Source organism: Prescottella defluvii, assembly GCF_000738775.1.
Lineage (GTDB): Bacteria > Actinomycetota > Actinomycetes > Mycobacteriales > Mycobacteriaceae > Prescottella > Prescottella defluvii.
In genome coordinates this window covers 136,204-152,119 of the sequence record NZ_JPOC01000007.1, presented here as the reverse complement: position 1 = coordinate 152,119, position 15,916 = coordinate 136,204, and the positions used below count along the sequence as shown (strand labels likewise).

The 15,916-nt window shown below is 67.4% G+C and carries 16 protein-coding genes and 1 pseudogene; 10 read left to right on the top strand and 7 right to left on the bottom strand.

From position 1 onward, the window contains the following. Positions 1-155: 155 nt before the first annotated feature. The 3 genes from IJ15_RS0102870 to IJ15_RS0102860 are packed head-to-tail and all read right to left on the bottom strand — an operon-like array spanning position 156 to position 3,206. Complete coding sequence (locus IJ15_RS0102870; protein WP_031936836.1) at positions 156-797, bottom strand: hypothetical protein; 642 nt, start codon at positions 795-797, stop codon at positions 156-158. Further along, complete coding sequence (locus IJ15_RS0102865) at positions 784-2,322, bottom strand: hypothetical protein (protein WP_031936835.1); 1,539 nt, start codon at positions 2,320-2,322, stop codon at positions 784-786. Before IJ15_RS0102865 ends, IJ15_RS0102870 begins: the two co-directional genes overlap by 14 nt. Then, the gene (locus IJ15_RS0102860; RefSeq protein WP_031936834.1) at positions 2,319-3,206 is read right to left on the bottom strand and encodes an ABC transporter ATP-binding protein; all 888 of its coding nucleotides are present in this window, start codon (positions 3,204-3,206) and stop codon (positions 2,319-2,321) included. The genes IJ15_RS0102865 and IJ15_RS0102860 overlap by 4 nt, the downstream gene beginning before the upstream one ends. Before the next feature lie 132 nt (positions 3,207-3,338). On the opposite strand from IJ15_RS0102860, the gene IJ15_RS0102855 reads away from it, so the two are divergent. Next, positions 3,339-4,673 (top strand): sensor histidine kinase, encoded by a 1,335-nt coding sequence (locus IJ15_RS0102855; RefSeq protein ID WP_031936833.1) that lies wholly within the window; start codon positions 3,339-3,341, stop codon positions 4,671-4,673. Beyond that, positions 4,658-5,329 (top strand): response regulator transcription factor, encoded by a 672-nt coding sequence (locus IJ15_RS0102850; protein ID WP_269321466.1) that lies wholly within the window; start codon positions 4,658-4,660, stop codon positions 5,327-5,329. The genes IJ15_RS0102855 and IJ15_RS0102850 overlap by 16 nt, the downstream gene beginning before the upstream one ends. A 105-nt stretch (positions 5,330-5,434) precedes the next feature. Here IJ15_RS0102850 and IJ15_RS0102845 read toward each other — a convergent pair whose 3' ends face one another. Next, the gene (locus IJ15_RS0102845; protein WP_031936831.1) at positions 5,435-6,616 is read right to left on the bottom strand and encodes a hypothetical protein; all 1,182 of its coding nucleotides are present in this window, start codon (positions 6,614-6,616) and stop codon (positions 5,435-5,437) included. Then, a complete protein-coding gene (locus IJ15_RS25215) occupies positions 6,613-7,149 on the bottom strand; it encodes a hypothetical protein (RefSeq protein WP_051918457.1) in 537 nt (178 codons plus the stop codon). Before IJ15_RS25215 ends, IJ15_RS0102845 begins: the two co-directional genes overlap by 4 nt. A 91-nt stretch (positions 7,150-7,240) precedes the next feature. Between IJ15_RS25215 and IJ15_RS0102835 the strand changes: the two genes are divergently transcribed. The 6 genes from IJ15_RS0102835 (at position 7,241) to IJ15_RS0102810 (ending at position 11,533) form a co-directional block, all read left to right on the top strand. Then, positions 7,241-7,744: a DUF2004 domain-containing protein gene (locus tag IJ15_RS0102835; RefSeq protein WP_031936829.1), complete on the top strand. Its 504-nt coding sequence runs from the start codon at positions 7,241-7,243 to the stop codon at positions 7,742-7,744. A 343-nt stretch (positions 7,745-8,087) separates the two neighbouring features. After that, positions 8,088-8,669: a hypothetical protein gene (locus IJ15_RS0102830; RefSeq protein WP_156111995.1), complete on the top strand. Its 582-nt coding sequence runs from the start codon at positions 8,088-8,090 to the stop codon at positions 8,667-8,669. Between the two features lie 32 nt (positions 8,670-8,701). Further along, positions 8,702-8,989 carry a transcriptional regulator gene (locus IJ15_RS0102825; RefSeq protein WP_231569398.1) on the top strand — a complete coding sequence of 96 codons (288 nt, stop codon included), beginning with the start codon at positions 8,702-8,704 and terminating at the stop codon, positions 8,987-8,989. Between the two features lie 193 nt (positions 8,990-9,182). Next, positions 9,183-10,184, top strand: a complete 1,002-nt coding sequence (locus IJ15_RS0102820; RefSeq protein WP_081880545.1) for an NYN domain-containing protein — start codon at positions 9,183-9,185, stop codon at positions 10,182-10,184. A 15-nt stretch (positions 10,185-10,199) separates the two neighbouring features. Beyond that, positions 10,200-10,829: a class I SAM-dependent methyltransferase gene (locus IJ15_RS0102815; RefSeq protein WP_197059720.1), complete on the top strand. Its 630-nt coding sequence runs from the start codon at positions 10,200-10,202 to the stop codon at positions 10,827-10,829. Continuing rightward, complete coding sequence (locus IJ15_RS0102810; protein WP_031936824.1) at positions 10,826-11,533, top strand: hypothetical protein; 708 nt, start codon at positions 10,826-10,828, stop codon at positions 11,531-11,533. The genes IJ15_RS0102815 and IJ15_RS0102810 overlap by 4 nt, the downstream gene beginning before the upstream one ends. 29 nt (positions 11,534-11,562) lie before the next feature. Here the strand turns inward: IJ15_RS0102810 and IJ15_RS0102805 are convergent, their stop codons facing one another. Next, a complete protein-coding gene (locus IJ15_RS0102805) occupies positions 11,563-12,426 on the bottom strand; it encodes an RNA polymerase sigma-70 factor (protein WP_031936823.1) in 864 nt (287 codons plus the stop codon). Continuing rightward, a complete protein-coding gene (locus IJ15_RS0102800; RefSeq protein ID WP_031936822.1) occupies positions 12,423-12,995 on the bottom strand; it encodes a carboxymuconolactone decarboxylase family protein in 573 nt (190 codons plus the stop codon). Before IJ15_RS0102800 ends, IJ15_RS0102805 begins: the two co-directional genes overlap by 4 nt. A gap of 181 nt (positions 12,996-13,176) precedes the next feature. Here IJ15_RS0102800 and IJ15_RS26615 point away from each other — a divergent pair. After that, a pseudogene (locus IJ15_RS26615) lies at positions 13,177-13,342 on the top strand (AraC family transcriptional regulator); the annotation flags it as partial. Positions 13,343-13,424: 82 nt separating this feature from the next. Next, on the top strand, positions 13,425-15,815 hold the full coding sequence (locus IJ15_RS0102795) for an ATP-binding cassette domain-containing protein (protein ID WP_031936821.1): 2,391 nt from the start codon (positions 13,425-13,427) through the stop codon (positions 15,813-15,815). Positions 15,816-15,916: the final 101 nt, after the last annotated feature.

Here is a 15,916-nt window from a genome sequence, read left to right as displayed (position 1 = left end):
GTGACGATGGGGATCGCGAAACAGGTGTCGATTCGCAGCGAAGACAAGCGAAGCGCGACGCTCAGGCCGCGCCTACGTCGCGCAGGCGGCGAAGGTGCCCTACGGACGCCGGTTCGAGGTTGCTGAGTTGCTCGAGGCGCGCAATGGAACTCGTCTCAGCGAGGGGCCGTCGTTGCGGAGACGGCGCCATCTCCGGACCGTAGGCGCACCGGGATCCCCGCGGGATCTTGCGGTACCTCGATGGTACTTGTCCCCGTCGCCGACGCGGCGTCCACCGCGTATCCGCCCGGGCCCGCGACCAGCGTAACGTCACCGTGGCGGGAATTGAGATCGACGGCGGCACGGGTATCGGTCACCGTCAGTTCGCCGGATATCGAATTTCCTTGGACGGCAGTCCCGTAGGGGACGGCGATCTCGTAGCGGGCGATGCAGGTGGGGCTGCCGACGGCGAATCTGTCGGGGCAACTCGCGCTGATCATCAGATCGGACCCGTCGCTGGCGATGCGTTCCTCGGGCTTGTCGCCGTCGGTGAACTCGAAGGAGCGCCGGATCTCGATGTCGTCGCGGTCGGAGCCGATCACCCGGGCGCTCAGGGCCGCGGTGGTGACACCGATCTGTTTTGCACCCGCATCATCGAAATCGATTGTGACGGACGGGGCGCCGCCGTAGCGGTCCTTCCGCTGTTCGTGACTCGTCGAATCGGTAGTGCAGCCGGCGAGTGTCACGGACGAGAGTGCCAGTGCCGCAACACCGACGGCGAGGCGGATCTTCCGGCGTGCGGTTTCAACGACGGGCATGGCGAATCTCCTGAACGAGTACGGTGGCGGCGATCAGCACGGCGCTGACGACGAGGGACAACAGTGGGGACGGGCCGTTGAGCGACCCATCGGTGCGGAGCGCGCCGATGACGTCGACCGCTGCGACCCCGTTGAGCACGGCGTACCAGATCACCAGGTAGACAGCCTGGAACACGCGTGCGCCCCGGCCGATCGACCCGATCAGCAGCGCAAGGGCAGGAATCGCCGTCGCACCCGCAACCCAGGCGGCGACTCCGGTCGCGTCCGCTGCGAGGAGCATCTGCACCAGCGGGCCGACACCTGCGATGACCGCGATGAGCACGCCTGCACCCCACTCGGCGGCGAGCCTGATGCGAGACGAGATACCGCACTCTACAAGGGGAGCGACGCCTTGTTCGTAGGTGAGTGTCCCGAGACGGGACCACAACAGCACCGGCAACAACCACGCGAAGAGCAGTGCGGTGCCGACGCGATCAGCGGGAACGACCAGGGCTGCGGTCGTCACGATTGCGAGTGTGAGCCACCACCACCGCGACACGCTTCCGAGATGGATGCGCACCTCGCCGAGCAGCAAACCCGGGAACGCCTGTCCACGCTCGGCCGACGGCAGTGTTCGCGGATCCTGTGAGAACGCCGGTGCAGCGGGTGCCTCGGTTGCGGGTACGGCAGACGTGGTCGCGGGAGAGCGTTGCTGCCGTGAGGGATCGAACCGGCCGAACCAGAGGGCGGGAAGGATGGCGACGAGCGTCGAGGCCGCGATCAGCCCCGCACTCGCCGCGACGAGAGTCGCGTCGATGTCCATCCCGGACCACGTGAACCGCCCGAGCGCACCCGGTTCCGCGGTGAGTCCGATCGAGATCTCGTCATCCATGCCGGGGTGCTGCGCCGCCAGGTCGGCCTGGAAACTTGCGGTAGCCGATCCGTAGACCAGTGGAATCCCGGCGAGGAACATCGACGGATACACGAAGAACCACAGTATGTTTCCCGCACCACCCCGCAAGAACGGGACCGTTTCGAAGACGACGGCGGCCGCTGCGGCCACGGTCAGGACAGGAAGGCAGAACACCACGAGCGGAAGCCAGAGTCCCGTCATGTCGAGGCTCGTGGATTCCCCGCGGAGGAGCTGCATCACGGGTGCGATCAGGGCGAGTGCGGCGGCCATCGCCGCGAGCACCGTCAGGTTGCTCAGATACTTGCCCAGCAGATACATCGGCGTGCGCAACGGGGAGGCCGACAGCATTTCGCCTACGCCGGTGGAAATGTCGCGCGCGATGCTGCTGCGGACGACGTAGAACCCGAACAGCGGCAACCACAGGCTGCCGATCATGGCGAGCAACATGCCGATGTACGCGCTGTCGTACAGTCCCCGGAACGATCCGACCTTGACCATCGCGTACGTCGCAGAGACAGGCGGGACGGCCACATAGCCGAGTGCGACAGCGCCGAGCACCGTCACCAGGAACGCGGGACGCCGCGAACGATCCCGGAAGTCTGCCGTCGCGACGGCAGCGACGGTGCCGGTCATCGGGTCACCCCGGCCGGCGCCATCGGGCTGTGAACCGCGTTGACGTACGCGTCTTCGAGATCGGGTTCGACAGGACGAGCCCCCGGCATCGGAGGTGTATGGGCGACCGCACGGACACGCACGCCCTGTGCTGTTCGGACCGTGCGGGTTATCGTCGCTCGTTGCCGGATCTCGGCCACCAGATCGACGGGCACCATCGCCTCCCACACCAGACCCTCCGCGGAACGGAGAAGCTCCTCGGGGGTGCCACGCCGACGTAGTTCGCCGGCGGTGAGGATCGCGATGTCGTCGGCGATCGCTTCGATGTCCGACACGACGTGAGTGGACAGGATGACGATCCGGTCGTTCGCCAGCTCCCCGAGCAGGTTGCGGAACCGCATGCGTTCCTCGGGATCCAGTCCGACCGTCGGTTCGTCGACGATGAGAAGCTCGGGGTTGCCCAGGAGTGCCTGCGCGATACCGACACGCTGGCGCATTCCGCCGGAGAACGTACCCACCCGCCGCGATCCCGTGTCCGTCAGGTTGACGAGTTCGAGCAGTTCGTCGACACGCTCCCTGGCTGACCGCGCAGTCAGACCTTTGACGGCGGCGAGATACCGAAGAAACTCCCCGGCACTGAGATTCGGGTAGACGCCGAAATCCTGCGGGAGGTAGCCGAGGACGCGTCGGAGCGGCTCCGACCGGGCGACGATGTCGGTACCGTTCCACATGACCGTACCGGTGGTCGGGCGGGTGATCGTGGCGAGAATGCGCATCAGCGACGACTTGCCGGCTCCGTTGGGGCCGAGGAGGCCGAGAACCCCGGGCCCGATCCGTAGGCTGACGTCGGCGACGGCCTGTTTACCCCGATAGGTTTTGGTGACGTTGGTCAGCTCCAGTTGCATGACTTCAGCTGACCACTCGACCGGTGGTGCGGGCACTGGGTCCACGTGGCGGATCGAAGGTGGTGCCAGCACCACCTTTCGGCTGCATTCCGCCTCATCCTGAAGCCCTGGCCGCGTCGATAGGCTCACTCGGTGTCCTCCGATGAACCGACCACGGTGCTCACCGCGATCACACGGCGGCGCTTCCTGCTGACCGGATGGCCGTGGCGGTCGCTGGCGTATGTGCTGACCACCGTCCCGGTGGTGTGTGTGGTGGCGTTGCCCTTCGCAGCGTTCTGCGTCCCGTGGCTCGTGCTGGCCGTATGGGCCGACGGCGGCATGTATCCGCAACCGCTCGGCAGAGTGCTGTTCCTCGGCGTCCTCGGCGCAGTGCTGGTGTTCGGGCTCGGCCCGTTGGTGGCGATACCGCTGGCAGCCCTGGAACGCACGCGCCTGCGCCTGGTGAGCCGCGACCGGGCGCCCTCGGCTCACCGTGACCCTCCGGCAGCGGGCCTGTGGGCGTGGGTGCGCACCCGCTACACCGAGGCCGCGACATGGCGGGAACTCGGCTACACGTTCCTGCTGCTCACCGTGGTGCCCGCCTTGTGGATCTCGGGTGCGGTGATCGTCGGGCTCATCGTGGTGATGGTGGTGAGTCCCCTGGTGGTGGGTGACGGCGGCGAGGCAGTGGCGCTCGGCTTCAGCCAGATCACGTCGGTCGACCAGGCCGTTCCGTACTCGATCGCAGGTCTGCTCCTGCTCCCGGCGATCCCGTACGTGAGTGCTCTGGTCGCGGGACTGCACGGTGCGTTCGCCCGGTCGTTGTTGTGCGGCGACGACCCGGACGCGCTTCGCGCACGACTTGTGGAGGTGTCCCGCTCCCGGGCCCGGCTGGTCGATTCTTTCGAGGCGGAGCGGCGCAGGATCGAGCGGGACCTGCACGACGGCGCGCAGTCGCTGCTCGTCAACCTCACCTTGCATTTGGGTATGGCCAAACTTGACCTCCCACCGGATTCTGCAGCCGCGAAAAGCGTGTCGCAGGCGCATGATCAGGCCAAGGAACTGATGGCGGAACTGCGGCAACTCATCCGGGGAATCCACCCCAGGGTCCTCACCGACCGCGGCCTGCCCGACGCGTTGCGGGCGCTGACCGAGGACTTCGTGGCCCCGGTCGGCGTCACCGCGGACCTGCCATCCCGCCCCGCCCCGGACGTCGAGGTCGCCGCGTACTTCGTGGTGGTCGAGGCGCTCAACAACGTCGCCAAGCATGCAGATGCGACGGCCGTCGACGTGGCTGTCCGACGAGCCGGGGACCTGCTGGTCGTCGAGGTCGTGGACGACGGCTGCGGCGGTGCGGATCCGGAACGCGGGAGCGGTCTGACAGGTCTGGCCGACCGGGTCGCGGCGGTCGACGGCAGAATGCTCCTGTCCAGCCCGCCTGGCGGGCCCACCGTCGTCCGTGTGGAGTTGCCGTGGATCGAGAACTGACTGCCGTGCGAGTGGTCCTCGCCGAGGATGGTGCACTGCTGCGCGAAAGCCTCGCCGCGATGCTCGAACGATTCGGGTTCGAGGTCGTGGCCGCGGTCCCCGATGCCGTGGAACTGGAATCTGCTGTCGCCGAGCACCGTCCGGACCTGGTTGTGACCGACGTGCGGATGCCGCCAGGTTTCACCGACGAGGGATTGCGCGCAGCGGTGGCGCTGCGACGAACCTATCCGGGGCTTGCCGTGGTTGCGCTGAGCCAGTATGTCGAATTGAGCTACGCCGACGAACTCATGGGTGCGGAGGGTGGGCGGGTCGGGTATCTGCTGAAGGATCGCATCGTCGATGTCGAGGAGTTCGTCTCCACTCTGCGTCAAGTGGTTGCCGGCGGCACCGTCATCGACCCGATGGTCATACAGCAGTTGTTTCGGCGCCGGCGGGATCCGTTGGCGCAGTTGTCGCCACGAGAACGCGAGGTGCTCGCCTCGATCGCGGAGGGACATTCGAATGCGGCGATCGCCGCGCAGTTGTTCATCACCGAATCGGCTGTGGGTAAGCATGTCGGCAACATCTTCAACAAACTGGTGCTGCCGCCGACCGACGACACGAATCGTCGGGTGCTGGCCGTGCTGGCGTATCTACGTCGGGACGAGATCGGCTGAGACACCTCCGACGGTCGAGTCATCCGAAACAGGTTGGTGGCGTGCGTGAGGTCGCCGAAGGCCTCGGTGCCCCGATCGACGCCGAGGCGGTGGTCTCGGCCGGCGTCACTCGTCCACGGCCTTGTCGTTGAGCAGCAGCGTGATTGCGTCTCGGTCGTACGGCAGGCCGACGCGCATGAGTGCCAGACCTGCGTTGCCGATGTTCGTTCCCCACAGCTTCTCGTTCTCCACCAGAGCCGTGAGGAACTGTCGCTGCGGCGCATCGATGTCCGCCGGTGCGGGCGGGTACTCGCCCGGAACGAATTCGACCTCCGGGAAGGCGGCACGAAGCAACGGTCCCCAGTCGTTGTCGGCCGTATACGGCGTCGAAAGCTGCACTATCGCAACGGCTGCCGGCACGATTGCGGCGAAGGGCGTATCGCGTTGCAGGAGCGAGTGCAGCAGGGTGAACCGGACGTGCATGGGAAAGCTGCTCGGCTTGCGCTCGAACCACTCGTCGGCCTCCTGCGGCCGAGTCAGCGCACGGACGAGTTCCTCGGCCGCCTGTCCGGACGACGGCAGATGCAGGGCGGCACATGCCCGGATCGCAGGATCTGCGTCGGTGAGCCAGCCGCTGACATCGGCTCCGACGATGCCGAGAGCGAGAACCGTTGCGGCGCGGTCGTCACGCTCCGTCGCGCTGTCCGCGAAGACGGACAGCGCCGCGGCGACCCGCCGCTGATACGGAGATGTCGCGGTGCTGTTCCACCGCGCCAGCGCGCCCACCGCACCGGCCTTGTGGGCGTCGACCCCCGATCGCATGAACCGAAGCAACGCCTCCAGGACCGGGTCCGTCTGCTCCCGCAGCGCCGGGACGGCGAGGGCCATGAGCACACCGGCCACAGGCGACTCCCACGCCTCCGCCGATTCTTCTTCGTCGTCGGATGCCAGCGCCTCGAAGAACTCGCGTTCCTCCTCCGCGGACGGCGGTACGACCCCGTCCTCGAACAACTCCCCGGCCAGGGTCAGGCTTTCGCCCGCGGCCTCGAGGAAATCCACCAGCGCAGGCAGACGCACCGATGCGGTCCTCGGATCCGCATCGCCACTCCAGAACGAGACAGCCTGCGCGGCAGCGGCAACGGCGGGTACCGTTGCCGGGTAGATGGTGCCCTGATGCAGCACCGCGCTGTACAGATGCTCCATCGCCGTCGAGAAGGCCGTCTCGTCGGCGCCGACCAGCGCCGCCAGATGTGCCGGCGTGTCCGTTGCCACCGCGTACGCGTGGAAGAGTCGGGCCCAGTCACTCATCTGCGGTCCTTGTCCGATCGTGCTCCTCGACTGACTTGCGGTTCGCTTCCGCGCATCGTCGGCTCGGTCAGGGCGCCGCGAATGCGCTCGAACGCCTGACGTGTCTCCGTCGGGGCGAGGAAGTCATCCAACGGTGCCCCACCGGCCTCGAAGTCCGCCTGCTCGAGCAGCGCGATGCCGAGTGCGGCGATCTGCTCCGCCGATCCCTGCTCCAGATAGGCGACCCACGTCTCCAGCGCGATGATGGCGCGCAGGAGATCAGGATCCATGTCGCCGTCGGACAGATCGCCTTCGTCGATCTCCACGATCCATGCCCGAAGCTGCCCGGCCGACGCCGCACCCACCCCGTCGGCGGCCGCGCTGACGGCGCGTGCTCCGGACTGCGTCAGCTCCACTGCCGCTGCCGCTTCCACGCTGTTGGCAGCGAGGAACTCCCGCGTGACCGCGACCCCGAACGCGACTCGCGCCTCGGCCGTGGCGCGGGTTGCGCACTGGCGAACGGAGTTCTCGACGTCCTCATAGCAAGTCATCATTTGTCGTCCTGCCGATTCATAACCAGCGCAGTGTAGGGGAACCGGGAGCCGCGAAAGGCCCAGGGCGCGCCCTGGATGACACGATCGGACCATGACTCAACTGACCAGCAGGTTCGCGGGGCGCCTCGATTTCGGCGGCGATCCGGTGGCCGGTGCCGTGCTGCCCGCCGGCATTGACGGAGTCGGGACGGGCGCCTGGTACTGGATTCACGGCGATGGGAGCCTGAACCAAGGCGAACTCGACACGGCGGAAGCTGCTCTCGGTGACGTGCGGACTCTGGTCGCTGCGGCTCGCGCCGCTTTCGCTAACGAGATGACCGATCCCCGGTCGACAACTTCGTCGTTTCGCGAGTTCCATCTCGAGGAGATTCCGGAAGAGATGGTGTGCGACTTGTTCGGGGTGCAGACCCGAGCGGCTGTCACCGACGAGGTCTTCCTCGACCACCTGGTCCTCGTCGGCATCGCGGTCAGTCCTGCGGCGGCGGACCGTGTCCTCGCACTCGACTTCGCGATCGGCGCTGACAAACCCACCGATCAGCTGCTCGTCGCCGTGTGGGATCGGAACGGCACCGTCACCGTGCACCACGAGAGTTGAGGCCGGTGACCGGGGCGGCGGCCCACGACCGACTCGCCGTCGTCCGAGGCGAGCCAGGAGATGAGGAGGTCCGGGTCGTGTTGTGCTGCAAAGGCTGTCGTCAGAAGCCGGACGGACCGGTTCCGTCCAGTGTCGTAGCAGGCGCCTTAGCGTCCCGTCGCCATTGACTTCCATGGTTTGCGATGCAAACCTGCATTGGGGGTTTGCATCACAAACGACAAGGTATGGGGGGATCGCCATGGACGCCTCGGCTGACAGGTCGAACGAGTTACTGGCGGTGGTCGTGGCTGCTCGACGCCGAGCGCGGGCGGCTCGACCACGCAGATGGGTTCCACTGGCCGGTTTGGCTGTGGTGGTCGTAGCCGCAATGCCGCTGTACATCCAGCGTCCGTTCGGCGAGTGGCAATCGGCTTCCACACCGTTGGAAAGACTTTCGGGTCTCGGGCAGCTGCAACATCCTACCGCGGCCGCGATCTACTGGCTGGTCGCGCTTCCCGTGGTCTACGGCCTGATTGCCACCTACGTGGTCCGGCGGGGGGTGCGTTCCGGGGTCCGGGTACGGGCGTCGCACGTCACCGTCTGCGGGTCGGTCTTGTTCGGCGCGCTGGTGGCAGCGCTGGTGGCCGCACCGCAGTCGCCGCTCCTGCTCGGAAACCTCACGATCCGCGGACTCACCCCACTGTTGGCGATTGCGGTGGGGGTTCTCGTGTGGGGTGTGCTGGACCGGGACCTCACGGTCGGCGTTGTCGGGGCTCTCGCACTGGCGGGAAGCCTGGTGGCGAACCTGTACAACCTGGAGAACACGATCCTGGCGCAGGGTGTCGACTTCGACTACCGGTACAGTCTGCTGCTCAACCTGGCGTTGCCGGCCCTGATTCTGTCGATCGGTGCAGTGTTCGTGGCGGTGCGGGATCGGGCGCGGTGATGTCACATCCCACCAATGGGCTCGATGATGTTGTGCACCAACGAAACCGGCTGGGGATTCTCGCCGTTCTCGCGGAAGCCGACTCCGTCGATTTCGTCTTCATCCGTCAGGCCCTCGGACTCACCGCCGGTAACCTTTCGCGTCACCTCACGGTGCTGTCCGACGCGCGACTCGTCGCGATCGACAAGAAGGGGTCCGCAGGGAGGGCGCGGACATGGGTGTCGATCACCAAGCGGGGTCGGTCGGCACTCGAAGCGGAACTGGCGATTCTCCGGGAACTGGTGGAGGCGGCGCAGCGGGGTACCACCGGGAAGGCCTGACACGCGTGGGAATCCCGCTGGCGGTGGCCGGTTCCCGTGCGAGTGGTGATTCGGCAATCCGGCAGTGAAGGAATCGGATTCGCGGTCCTGTGGTCCGCCGCCGCGGCTTGCTGGGCTCGCTGGGCTCGGTCGGTAGATCGTGAAGGTCGGGAAGTTCGCCGTAGGTGACGGTCGTGCGTGTCATAGTGTGCGCATGCGGTCGACTTGCTCCCTCTACGTAGATGCCGGGTATCTGCTTGCCTCCGCCGCGACTCGCGTCACCGGTACCTCACTGCGGGCAGGGATCCATGTCGACTACTCCACGATGATCAACTCACTGGTGGACGTCGCCGAAGCCCGGTCGGGACTGCCCGTGTTGCGGGTCCACTGGTACGACTCGGCCCGCAACGGCGTCCCGGATGCGCAGCAGGAGCGCATCGGCGAGCTCTCGAAGGTCAAACTGCGGCTCGGACGGTTCGGTGTGAACGGCGAGCAGAAGGGTGTGGATCTCCGGATCGGGCTGGACCTCGTGGCGCACGCCCGCAACGGGGCATCCGACGTGTTCTTCCTCGTCTCGGGCGACGACGATCTAGCCGAAGCGGTGGAAGATGCTCAGGTGCACGGGGTTCAGGTGGTGGTGCTCGCAGTGCCCACCGTCGGCGGCAAGCCGCACGGGGTGAGCCGGCACCTGATCCGGGCCGCCGACGAACTCGACAGTATCGACGGCGCGGCCATCGATGCCGCGGTGATGAAGGTCGATCGTCAGCCGGTGCCCGAGACGGCCGCACCGGCGCCGACGACTGCGCCCCCGACTCCGGCGGCGGTCCCGGGACCGCGACCGCGGCCGAGCGTCCGGACTCCGCTCGACCTGGCGTCCATGCCGCATGGTCCGGCGGCCCCGCGCCCGACGAGCGTGCTCGCCTACAGCGTCTCGACGGGGTCCCCGGGACGCGGGCTTGCGGGGTACGGCGACGACGAACACCACGAGCAGGATCGGCTGGTCGACGAGGTCGTGATGCGGGTCATCGCGTCGTTCCAGGAGAGTGCGACGTCGGACGCCAAGCTGGAACTTCAGCGTGCGAGGCCGTCGATCCCCCGCGACATCGACCGGGCACTTCTGCTCGACGCGTCCGACGTGATGCAGAAGTACGACTTGGACGAGGGGATCCGGTATCGGTTGCGTGCACGCTTCTGGGAGAAGTACGGCGAGGACTGAGCGATCATCGACGGCATGGAGATCACGAGCGCCCGGCGACGCGACATCGTCCGCGAGTCGTACTCGGCCAAATCTCGGGAGTACACGGACCTATTCGGCTCCGTGACGTCGGCACACCCGTCCGATCGGGCACTGGTGTGCAGCTGGGCCGACACCCTGACCGGTCCCGTGCTCGACGCGGGCTGCGGTCCGGGGCAGTGGACGGATTTCCTCGCCGAGCTCGGGCTGGATGTGCGCGGGATCGATCTGGTTCCGGAGTTTGTCGAACGGGCCCGCACGCAGTATCCGGGCCTCTCGTTCGACGTCGGCAGCTTCGAGGCTCTGGACGCCGCGACGGACTCCCTGGGCGGTGTGCTGTCCTGGTATTCGCTCATTCACCATGATCCGCAGGACATCCGGGTTCCGCTCGCCGAGTTCGCGCGGGTGATTCGGCCGGGCGGCGGACTGTTGGTGGGCTTCTTCGAAGGAGTCGCCGTCGAGGCCTTCGACCATGCCGCCACCACTGCCTATCGGTGGCCGGTGGCCGAACTCGGTCGGGAGTTGGTCGCGGCCGGCTTCGAGGTGATCGAGACACATACCCGGACGACCCTCGGTCCCAGACCGCACGGCGCGCTCGTCGCCCGCGCCCCTACCATGAGCGGATGACGCGGACACCGGTCACGACATCGCCACAGGTGGTGACCTACGACGGGTTGCCGGCGTCGGCGGGCGGCGCGCACTCGCTCCGCACCAAGCGCCCCGACCAGGCATTTCGGCGTGTGCAGGGCTTTCTCGAGACCTGCGCGGAACCGGTGTCGTCGGTGTCGTGGTCGTTCCGGATCGCGGCCGGCGGGCCGCCCGCGTCGACCGAGCAGTTGGTGGCGGTGGCCACCGAGTGTTTCGGCGGGCCCCGTCACCGTGCACGAACCCACACGGAGTGGAACGTGCCACCGGCGGCCGTGGACCGCGCGGTCGCTGTTCTCGTCACCACCGGTCCCGGCGCGGTCACGACCCACGGGCATTCACTGGCTGCACTGACCTGCAGCGCGCAGGTGCGTCTCGTCGATCCGGCTGGCAGCGCCGCCTACCCCGACATCACCCCCGACGCGTTCGGTCGCTTCGTCGTGGACGGGTACGGCCGGCTTCTCGGCGCCTCGGGTCTACGGGCAACCCTCGGCACGGCAGAATCCTCGATGTCCTTGTGGCTCAACTTCCCTGCCGACGAACGACTGTCCCCCGGTGCTCGTCATGTGCAGGACCATCTCCCGTTCCGGCTGTCCGCGAAGCACTGGCGTCTCTGGCGCCCCACCCGGAGCGGTGACTCCTACCGCGCCGACAGGATTCCCTCTCCGGTGCCCGACCGCGCCTGAACCGTCGTGCGGTGCGACGCGGCCGCCGCTCACCGCCGCAGTTCCGACGTCTGGTCGAGCCGTTCCAGCTTGTGCGGGTTGCGGATTGCATAGACCCGGGTGATCCGGCCGTCCTCGACGGCGATACTCACGGCGGTCGCCTCGCCGCCGACATCGATCCGAAGGCCCGGCATGCCGTTGTAGTACGTCGGTGTGGTCGTGAAGTCCGGGATCTTCGCGGCGCGGGCCAGGAACGCCGCCACTCGCCGGGCCCCGAGTATCGGCCTCCGGGCGGCCGTCGCGATGCCGCCGCCGTCGGCGATCACCACCACGTCGGGGGCGAGGACCTCCATCAGTCCCTGGACGTCGCCGGTGGAGACGGCGGTCAGGAATCGGTCGACCGCCGCCTGCTGTTGGTCGCGGTCGACCTGCATCCGCGGGCGCCGCGCGGCGACGTGTTCGCGGGCGCGGTGCTCGATCTGCCGGACCGCGGCCTGGGTCTTGCCCACCACCTCGGCGATCTCCGGGTACGGCGTCTCGAACACCTCGTGCAGCACGAACACCGCTCGTTCGACGGGTCCAAGAGTCTCCAGCACGGTGAGCATCGCGATGGAGACGTTCTCGGCCAACTCGACGTCGTCGGCCACGTCGGGGGTGGTGAGCAGTGGTTCGGGTAGCCATTCGCCGACGTAGTCCTCCCGGCGCCGCGTCACCGTGCGGAGCCGGTTCAACGCCTGCCGGGTGACGATCCGGACCAGATAGGCCCGCGGGTCGTGTACGTCGGCCCGGTCGACCTCGGCCCACCGCAGCCACGTCTCCTGCACCACGTCCTCGGCGTCGGCCGCGGAGCCGAGCATCTCGTAGGCGACGGTGAAGAGCAGGCTGCGGTGGGTGACGAACGGGTCGTCGGTCATGTCGTCGAGCGTACGGCGAGCGGTGCCAGGCCACACGCGGTCGAGAAGCCCTGCGATTCGATGCCGAACGCGGTGTTGGTCCGGGTCATCAGATTCGCCACCGCGACGAACGCGGTCAGTTCCACCAGCGCGGGCGCACCGAGCTGCTCGAGCAGCCGCGCCGACATCTCGTCGGTCACCGTCGGCGGGGTCACGGTCATCGCCTCGGCGTACTCCATGACGTCCCGCTCGAGCGGGGTGAAGACGTCGGATTCGCGCCAGCGCGGCACCTCGCGGGCCTTGGTCAGGTCGAGTCCCTCGTTGTGGGCGTGGAAGTAGCCGAAGTCCAGGCAGAAGCTGCAGCCGACGAGGCTCGCCACCGCCATGTGCGCGAACGACTTCAGATTCTCGTCACACTTGTCCCATTTCTGTGTCTTCCGACCGACGGTGAAGCTGAAGTTCAGCACCTTCCGGTTGTGCCACGTCACCTCGACCGGTTCGGCGACATCGCCGAGCATCCGGCGGGACATCCGCTTGATCATCGCGCCGTAGACGCCGGTCAGCTGTGCTTTCGGGATCCGGGTTGTCATGACTTCCTCCTTGCGCTCGATTGCCCTCGGCATGAAGACACCGGCCACGGCCCGTATGTGACATCGGGGCCCGACATCCGTGGATCCGCGAGCCGTTCGACCCCGGCCACGGTGGACAACTCCGGTCGGACGGGGAACGATCGCGCAGGTGACCAGCAGACCCGACGCAGCGCAGCGGCTGCGTGACCTCGCGCTGCTGCGCCGCGGCGACCTCAGCGTCACCGAGGTCCGTTGTCTCGCCGAGCGTGTACCGGGACCGGGCCCGGCCGGCGGAGGAGATGTCGTCGTGCGTCACCCGACCGGTCAGGAATCGAGAAGCGCCGACCCGCGCACCGCACTTAGCGTGACTGGCATGGACTTCTGCTCCGCATCAACGAGACGAACTGACGTGCCGCAACGGCGGCCCGACCCGACGCAGAGGGAGCAACGATGACCACGGCCACGACGACGGACCAGCAGTCGACCGAGCTGCACGCCGCCGACCGCCACGATCTGATCCGCGTGCACGGCGCGCGCGAGAACAACCTCAAGGACGTCAGCGTCGAGTTGCCGAAGCGGCGGCTCACGGTGTTCACCGGCGTCTCCGGCTCCGGGAAGAGTTCGCTGGTGTTCTCCACGATCGCCGCCGAGTCACAGCGGATGATCAACGAGACGTACAGCGCGTTCGTGCAGGGGTTCATGCCGACGTTGGCGCGGCCGGACGTCGACGTGCTCGACGGGCTGACGACGGCGATCATCGTCGACCAGGAGCGGATGGGCGCCAACCCGCGCTCGACCGTCGGTACCGCGACGGACGCGAATGCGATGCTGCGCATCCTGTTCAGCCGGCTCGGGAAGCCGCACATCGGTTCGCAGCAGGCCTTTTCGTTCAACGTCGCCTCCGTCAGCGGCGCCGGGGCGATCACCGTCGAGAAGGCCGGACGGACCGTCAAGGAGCGCCGCGCCTTCAGCGTCACCGGCGGCATGTGCATGCGTTGCGAGGGCCGCGGCAAGGTCTCCGATTTCGACCTGACCGCGCTGTACGACGCCGACAAGTCCCTCAACGAGGGTGCGCTGACGATCCCCGGCTACAGCATGGACGGTTGGTACGGCCGCATCTTCCGTGGCTGCGGCTTCTTCGACCCCGACAAGCCGATCGCGAAGTTCACCAAGAAGCAGTTGGACGACCTGCTCTACAGGGAGCCGACCAAGGTCAAGGTCGAGGGCGTCAACGTCACGTACGAGGGCCTGATCCCGAAGATCCAGAAGTCGTTCCTGTCCAAGGATCGGGAGGCGATGCAGCCGCATATCCGGGCCTTCGTGGACCGCGCGATCACGTTCCAGACGTGCCCCGACTGCGAGGGCACGCGACTGAGCGCCGAGGCGCGGTCGTCGAAGATCGACGGGCTCAGCATCGCCGACGTCTGCGCGATGCAGATCAGCGATCTCGCCGAGTGGGTGCGCGGGTTGGACGAACCGTCGGTCGCGCCGCTGCTGAAGTCGCTGGGGGAGACGCTCGACTCATTCGTCGAGATCGGTCTCGGCTACCTCGGCCTCGACCGCCCGTCGGGCACGCTCTCGGGTGGAGAAGCGCAGCGCACCAAGCTGATCCGTCATCTTGGGTCATCTCTCACCGATGTCACGTACGTCTTCGACGAGCCCACCATCGGCCTGCACCCGCACGACATCGTGCGGATGAACGACCTGCTGCTGCAACTGCGCGACAAGGGCAACACCGTGCTGGTCGTCGAGCACAAGCCGGAGGCGATCGCGATCGCCGACCACGTCGTCGATCTCGGTCCGCGCGCCGGCACCGAGGGCGGCGAGATCGTCTTCGAGGGCACCGTCGAGGAACTGCGCTCGAGCGGCACACTCACCGGCCGGCACCTCGACGATCGGGCGTCGGTGAAACCGGCCGTACGGACGTCGTCGGGTGCCCTCGAGATCCGTGGCGCCGACACCCACAACCTGCAGGATGTCGATGTCGACATCCCGCTCGGTGTGCTCGTGGTGGTGACCGGCGTCGCCGGATCCGGCAAGAGTTCCCTCATCCACGGATCGGTCTCCAAGCGTGACGGCGTGGTGGCGATCGACCAGGGTGCGATCAAGGGGTCGCGGCGCAGCAACCCCGCCACCTACACCGGTCTGCTCGAGCCGATCCGCAAGGCGTTCGCGAAGGCCAACGGCGTCAAACCCGGATTGTTCAGCGCCAACTCCGAGGGCGCGTGCCCCAACTGCAACGGTGCCGGTGTCGTCTACTCCGACCTGGCGATGATGGCCGGCGTCTCCACCCCCTGCGAGGTCTGCGAGGGCAAGCGGTTCCAGGCCGAGGTGCTCGACTACACGTTCGGCGGCAAGGACATCAGCGAGGTCCTCGGGATGTCGGTGGCCCAGGCGGAGGAGTTCTTCTCGGCTGGTGACGCGAAACTGCCTGCCGCCCACAAGATCCTGGCGCGGCTCGCCGACGTCGGTCTCGGATACATCAAGATCGGGCAGCCGCTCACCACGCTGTCCGGCGGTGAGCGACAGCGCCTCAAGCTCGCCACCCACATGGGGGAGAAGGGCGACGTCTACATCCTCGACGAGCCCACCACCGGACTGCACCTCGCCGACGTCGAGAACCTGCTCGGCCTGCTGGATCGTCTCGTCGACGCCGGCAAGTCGGTGATCGTCATCGAGCACCACCAGGCGGTGATGGCGCACGCCGACTGGATCATCGATATGGGGCCGGCCGCGGGGCATGATGGCGGCCGGATCGTCTTCGAGGGCACCCCCGCCGACCTCGTCGCCGACCGATCCACCCTCACCGGCCGGCACCTCGCCGAGTACGTCGGCGCCTGACTGCGGCGTACGGACAATTCGAAGTTCGGCGACCCCGTCCTCGCTTCTCAGGATCGTCGCCAGCATCAGCTGAAGGGTCCCTTCGTGCGCTGACAGCGCAC

Bases quoted from the DNA above. Each gene is read 5' to 3' on its own strand.
- IJ15_RS0102870 (WP_031936836.1), bottom strand. From the start codon at position 797: ATGCCCGTCGTTGAAACCGCACGCCGGAAGATCCGCCTCGCCGTCGGT.
- IJ15_RS0102865 (WP_031936835.1), bottom strand. From the start codon at position 2,322: ATGACCGGCACCGTCGCTGCCGTCGCGACGGCAGACTTCCGGGATCGT.
- IJ15_RS0102860 (WP_031936834.1), bottom strand. From the start codon at position 3,206: ATGCAACTGGAGCTGACCAACGTCACCAAAACCTATCGGGGTAAACAG.
- IJ15_RS0102845 (WP_031936831.1), bottom strand. From the start codon at position 6,616: ATGAGTGACTGGGCCCGACTCTTCCACGCGTACGCGGTGGCAACGGAC.
- IJ15_RS25215 (WP_051918457.1), bottom strand. From the start codon at position 7,149: ATGATGACTTGCTATGAGGACGTCGAGAACTCCGTTCGCCAGTGCGCA.
- IJ15_RS0102835 (WP_031936829.1), top strand. From the start codon at position 7,241: ATGACTCAACTGACCAGCAGGTTCGCGGGGCGCCTCGATTTCGGCGGC.
- IJ15_RS0102820 (WP_081880545.1), top strand. From the start codon at position 9,183: ATGCGGTCGACTTGCTCCCTCTACGTAGATGCCGGGTATCTGCTTGCC.
- IJ15_RS0102815 (WP_197059720.1), top strand. From the start codon at position 10,200: ATGGAGATCACGAGCGCCCGGCGACGCGACATCGTCCGCGAGTCGTAC.
- IJ15_RS0102810 (WP_031936824.1), top strand. From the start codon at position 10,826: ATGACGCGGACACCGGTCACGACATCGCCACAGGTGGTGACCTACGAC.
- IJ15_RS0102805 (WP_031936823.1), bottom strand. From the start codon at position 12,426: ATGACCGACGACCCGTTCGTCACCCACCGCAGCCTGCTCTTCACCGTC.
- IJ15_RS0102800 (WP_031936822.1), bottom strand. From the start codon at position 12,995: ATGACAACCCGGATCCCGAAAGCACAGCTGACCGGCGTCTACGGCGCG.
- IJ15_RS0102795 (WP_031936821.1), top strand. From the start codon at position 13,425: ATGACCACGGCCACGACGACGGACCAGCAGTCGACCGAGCTGCACGCC.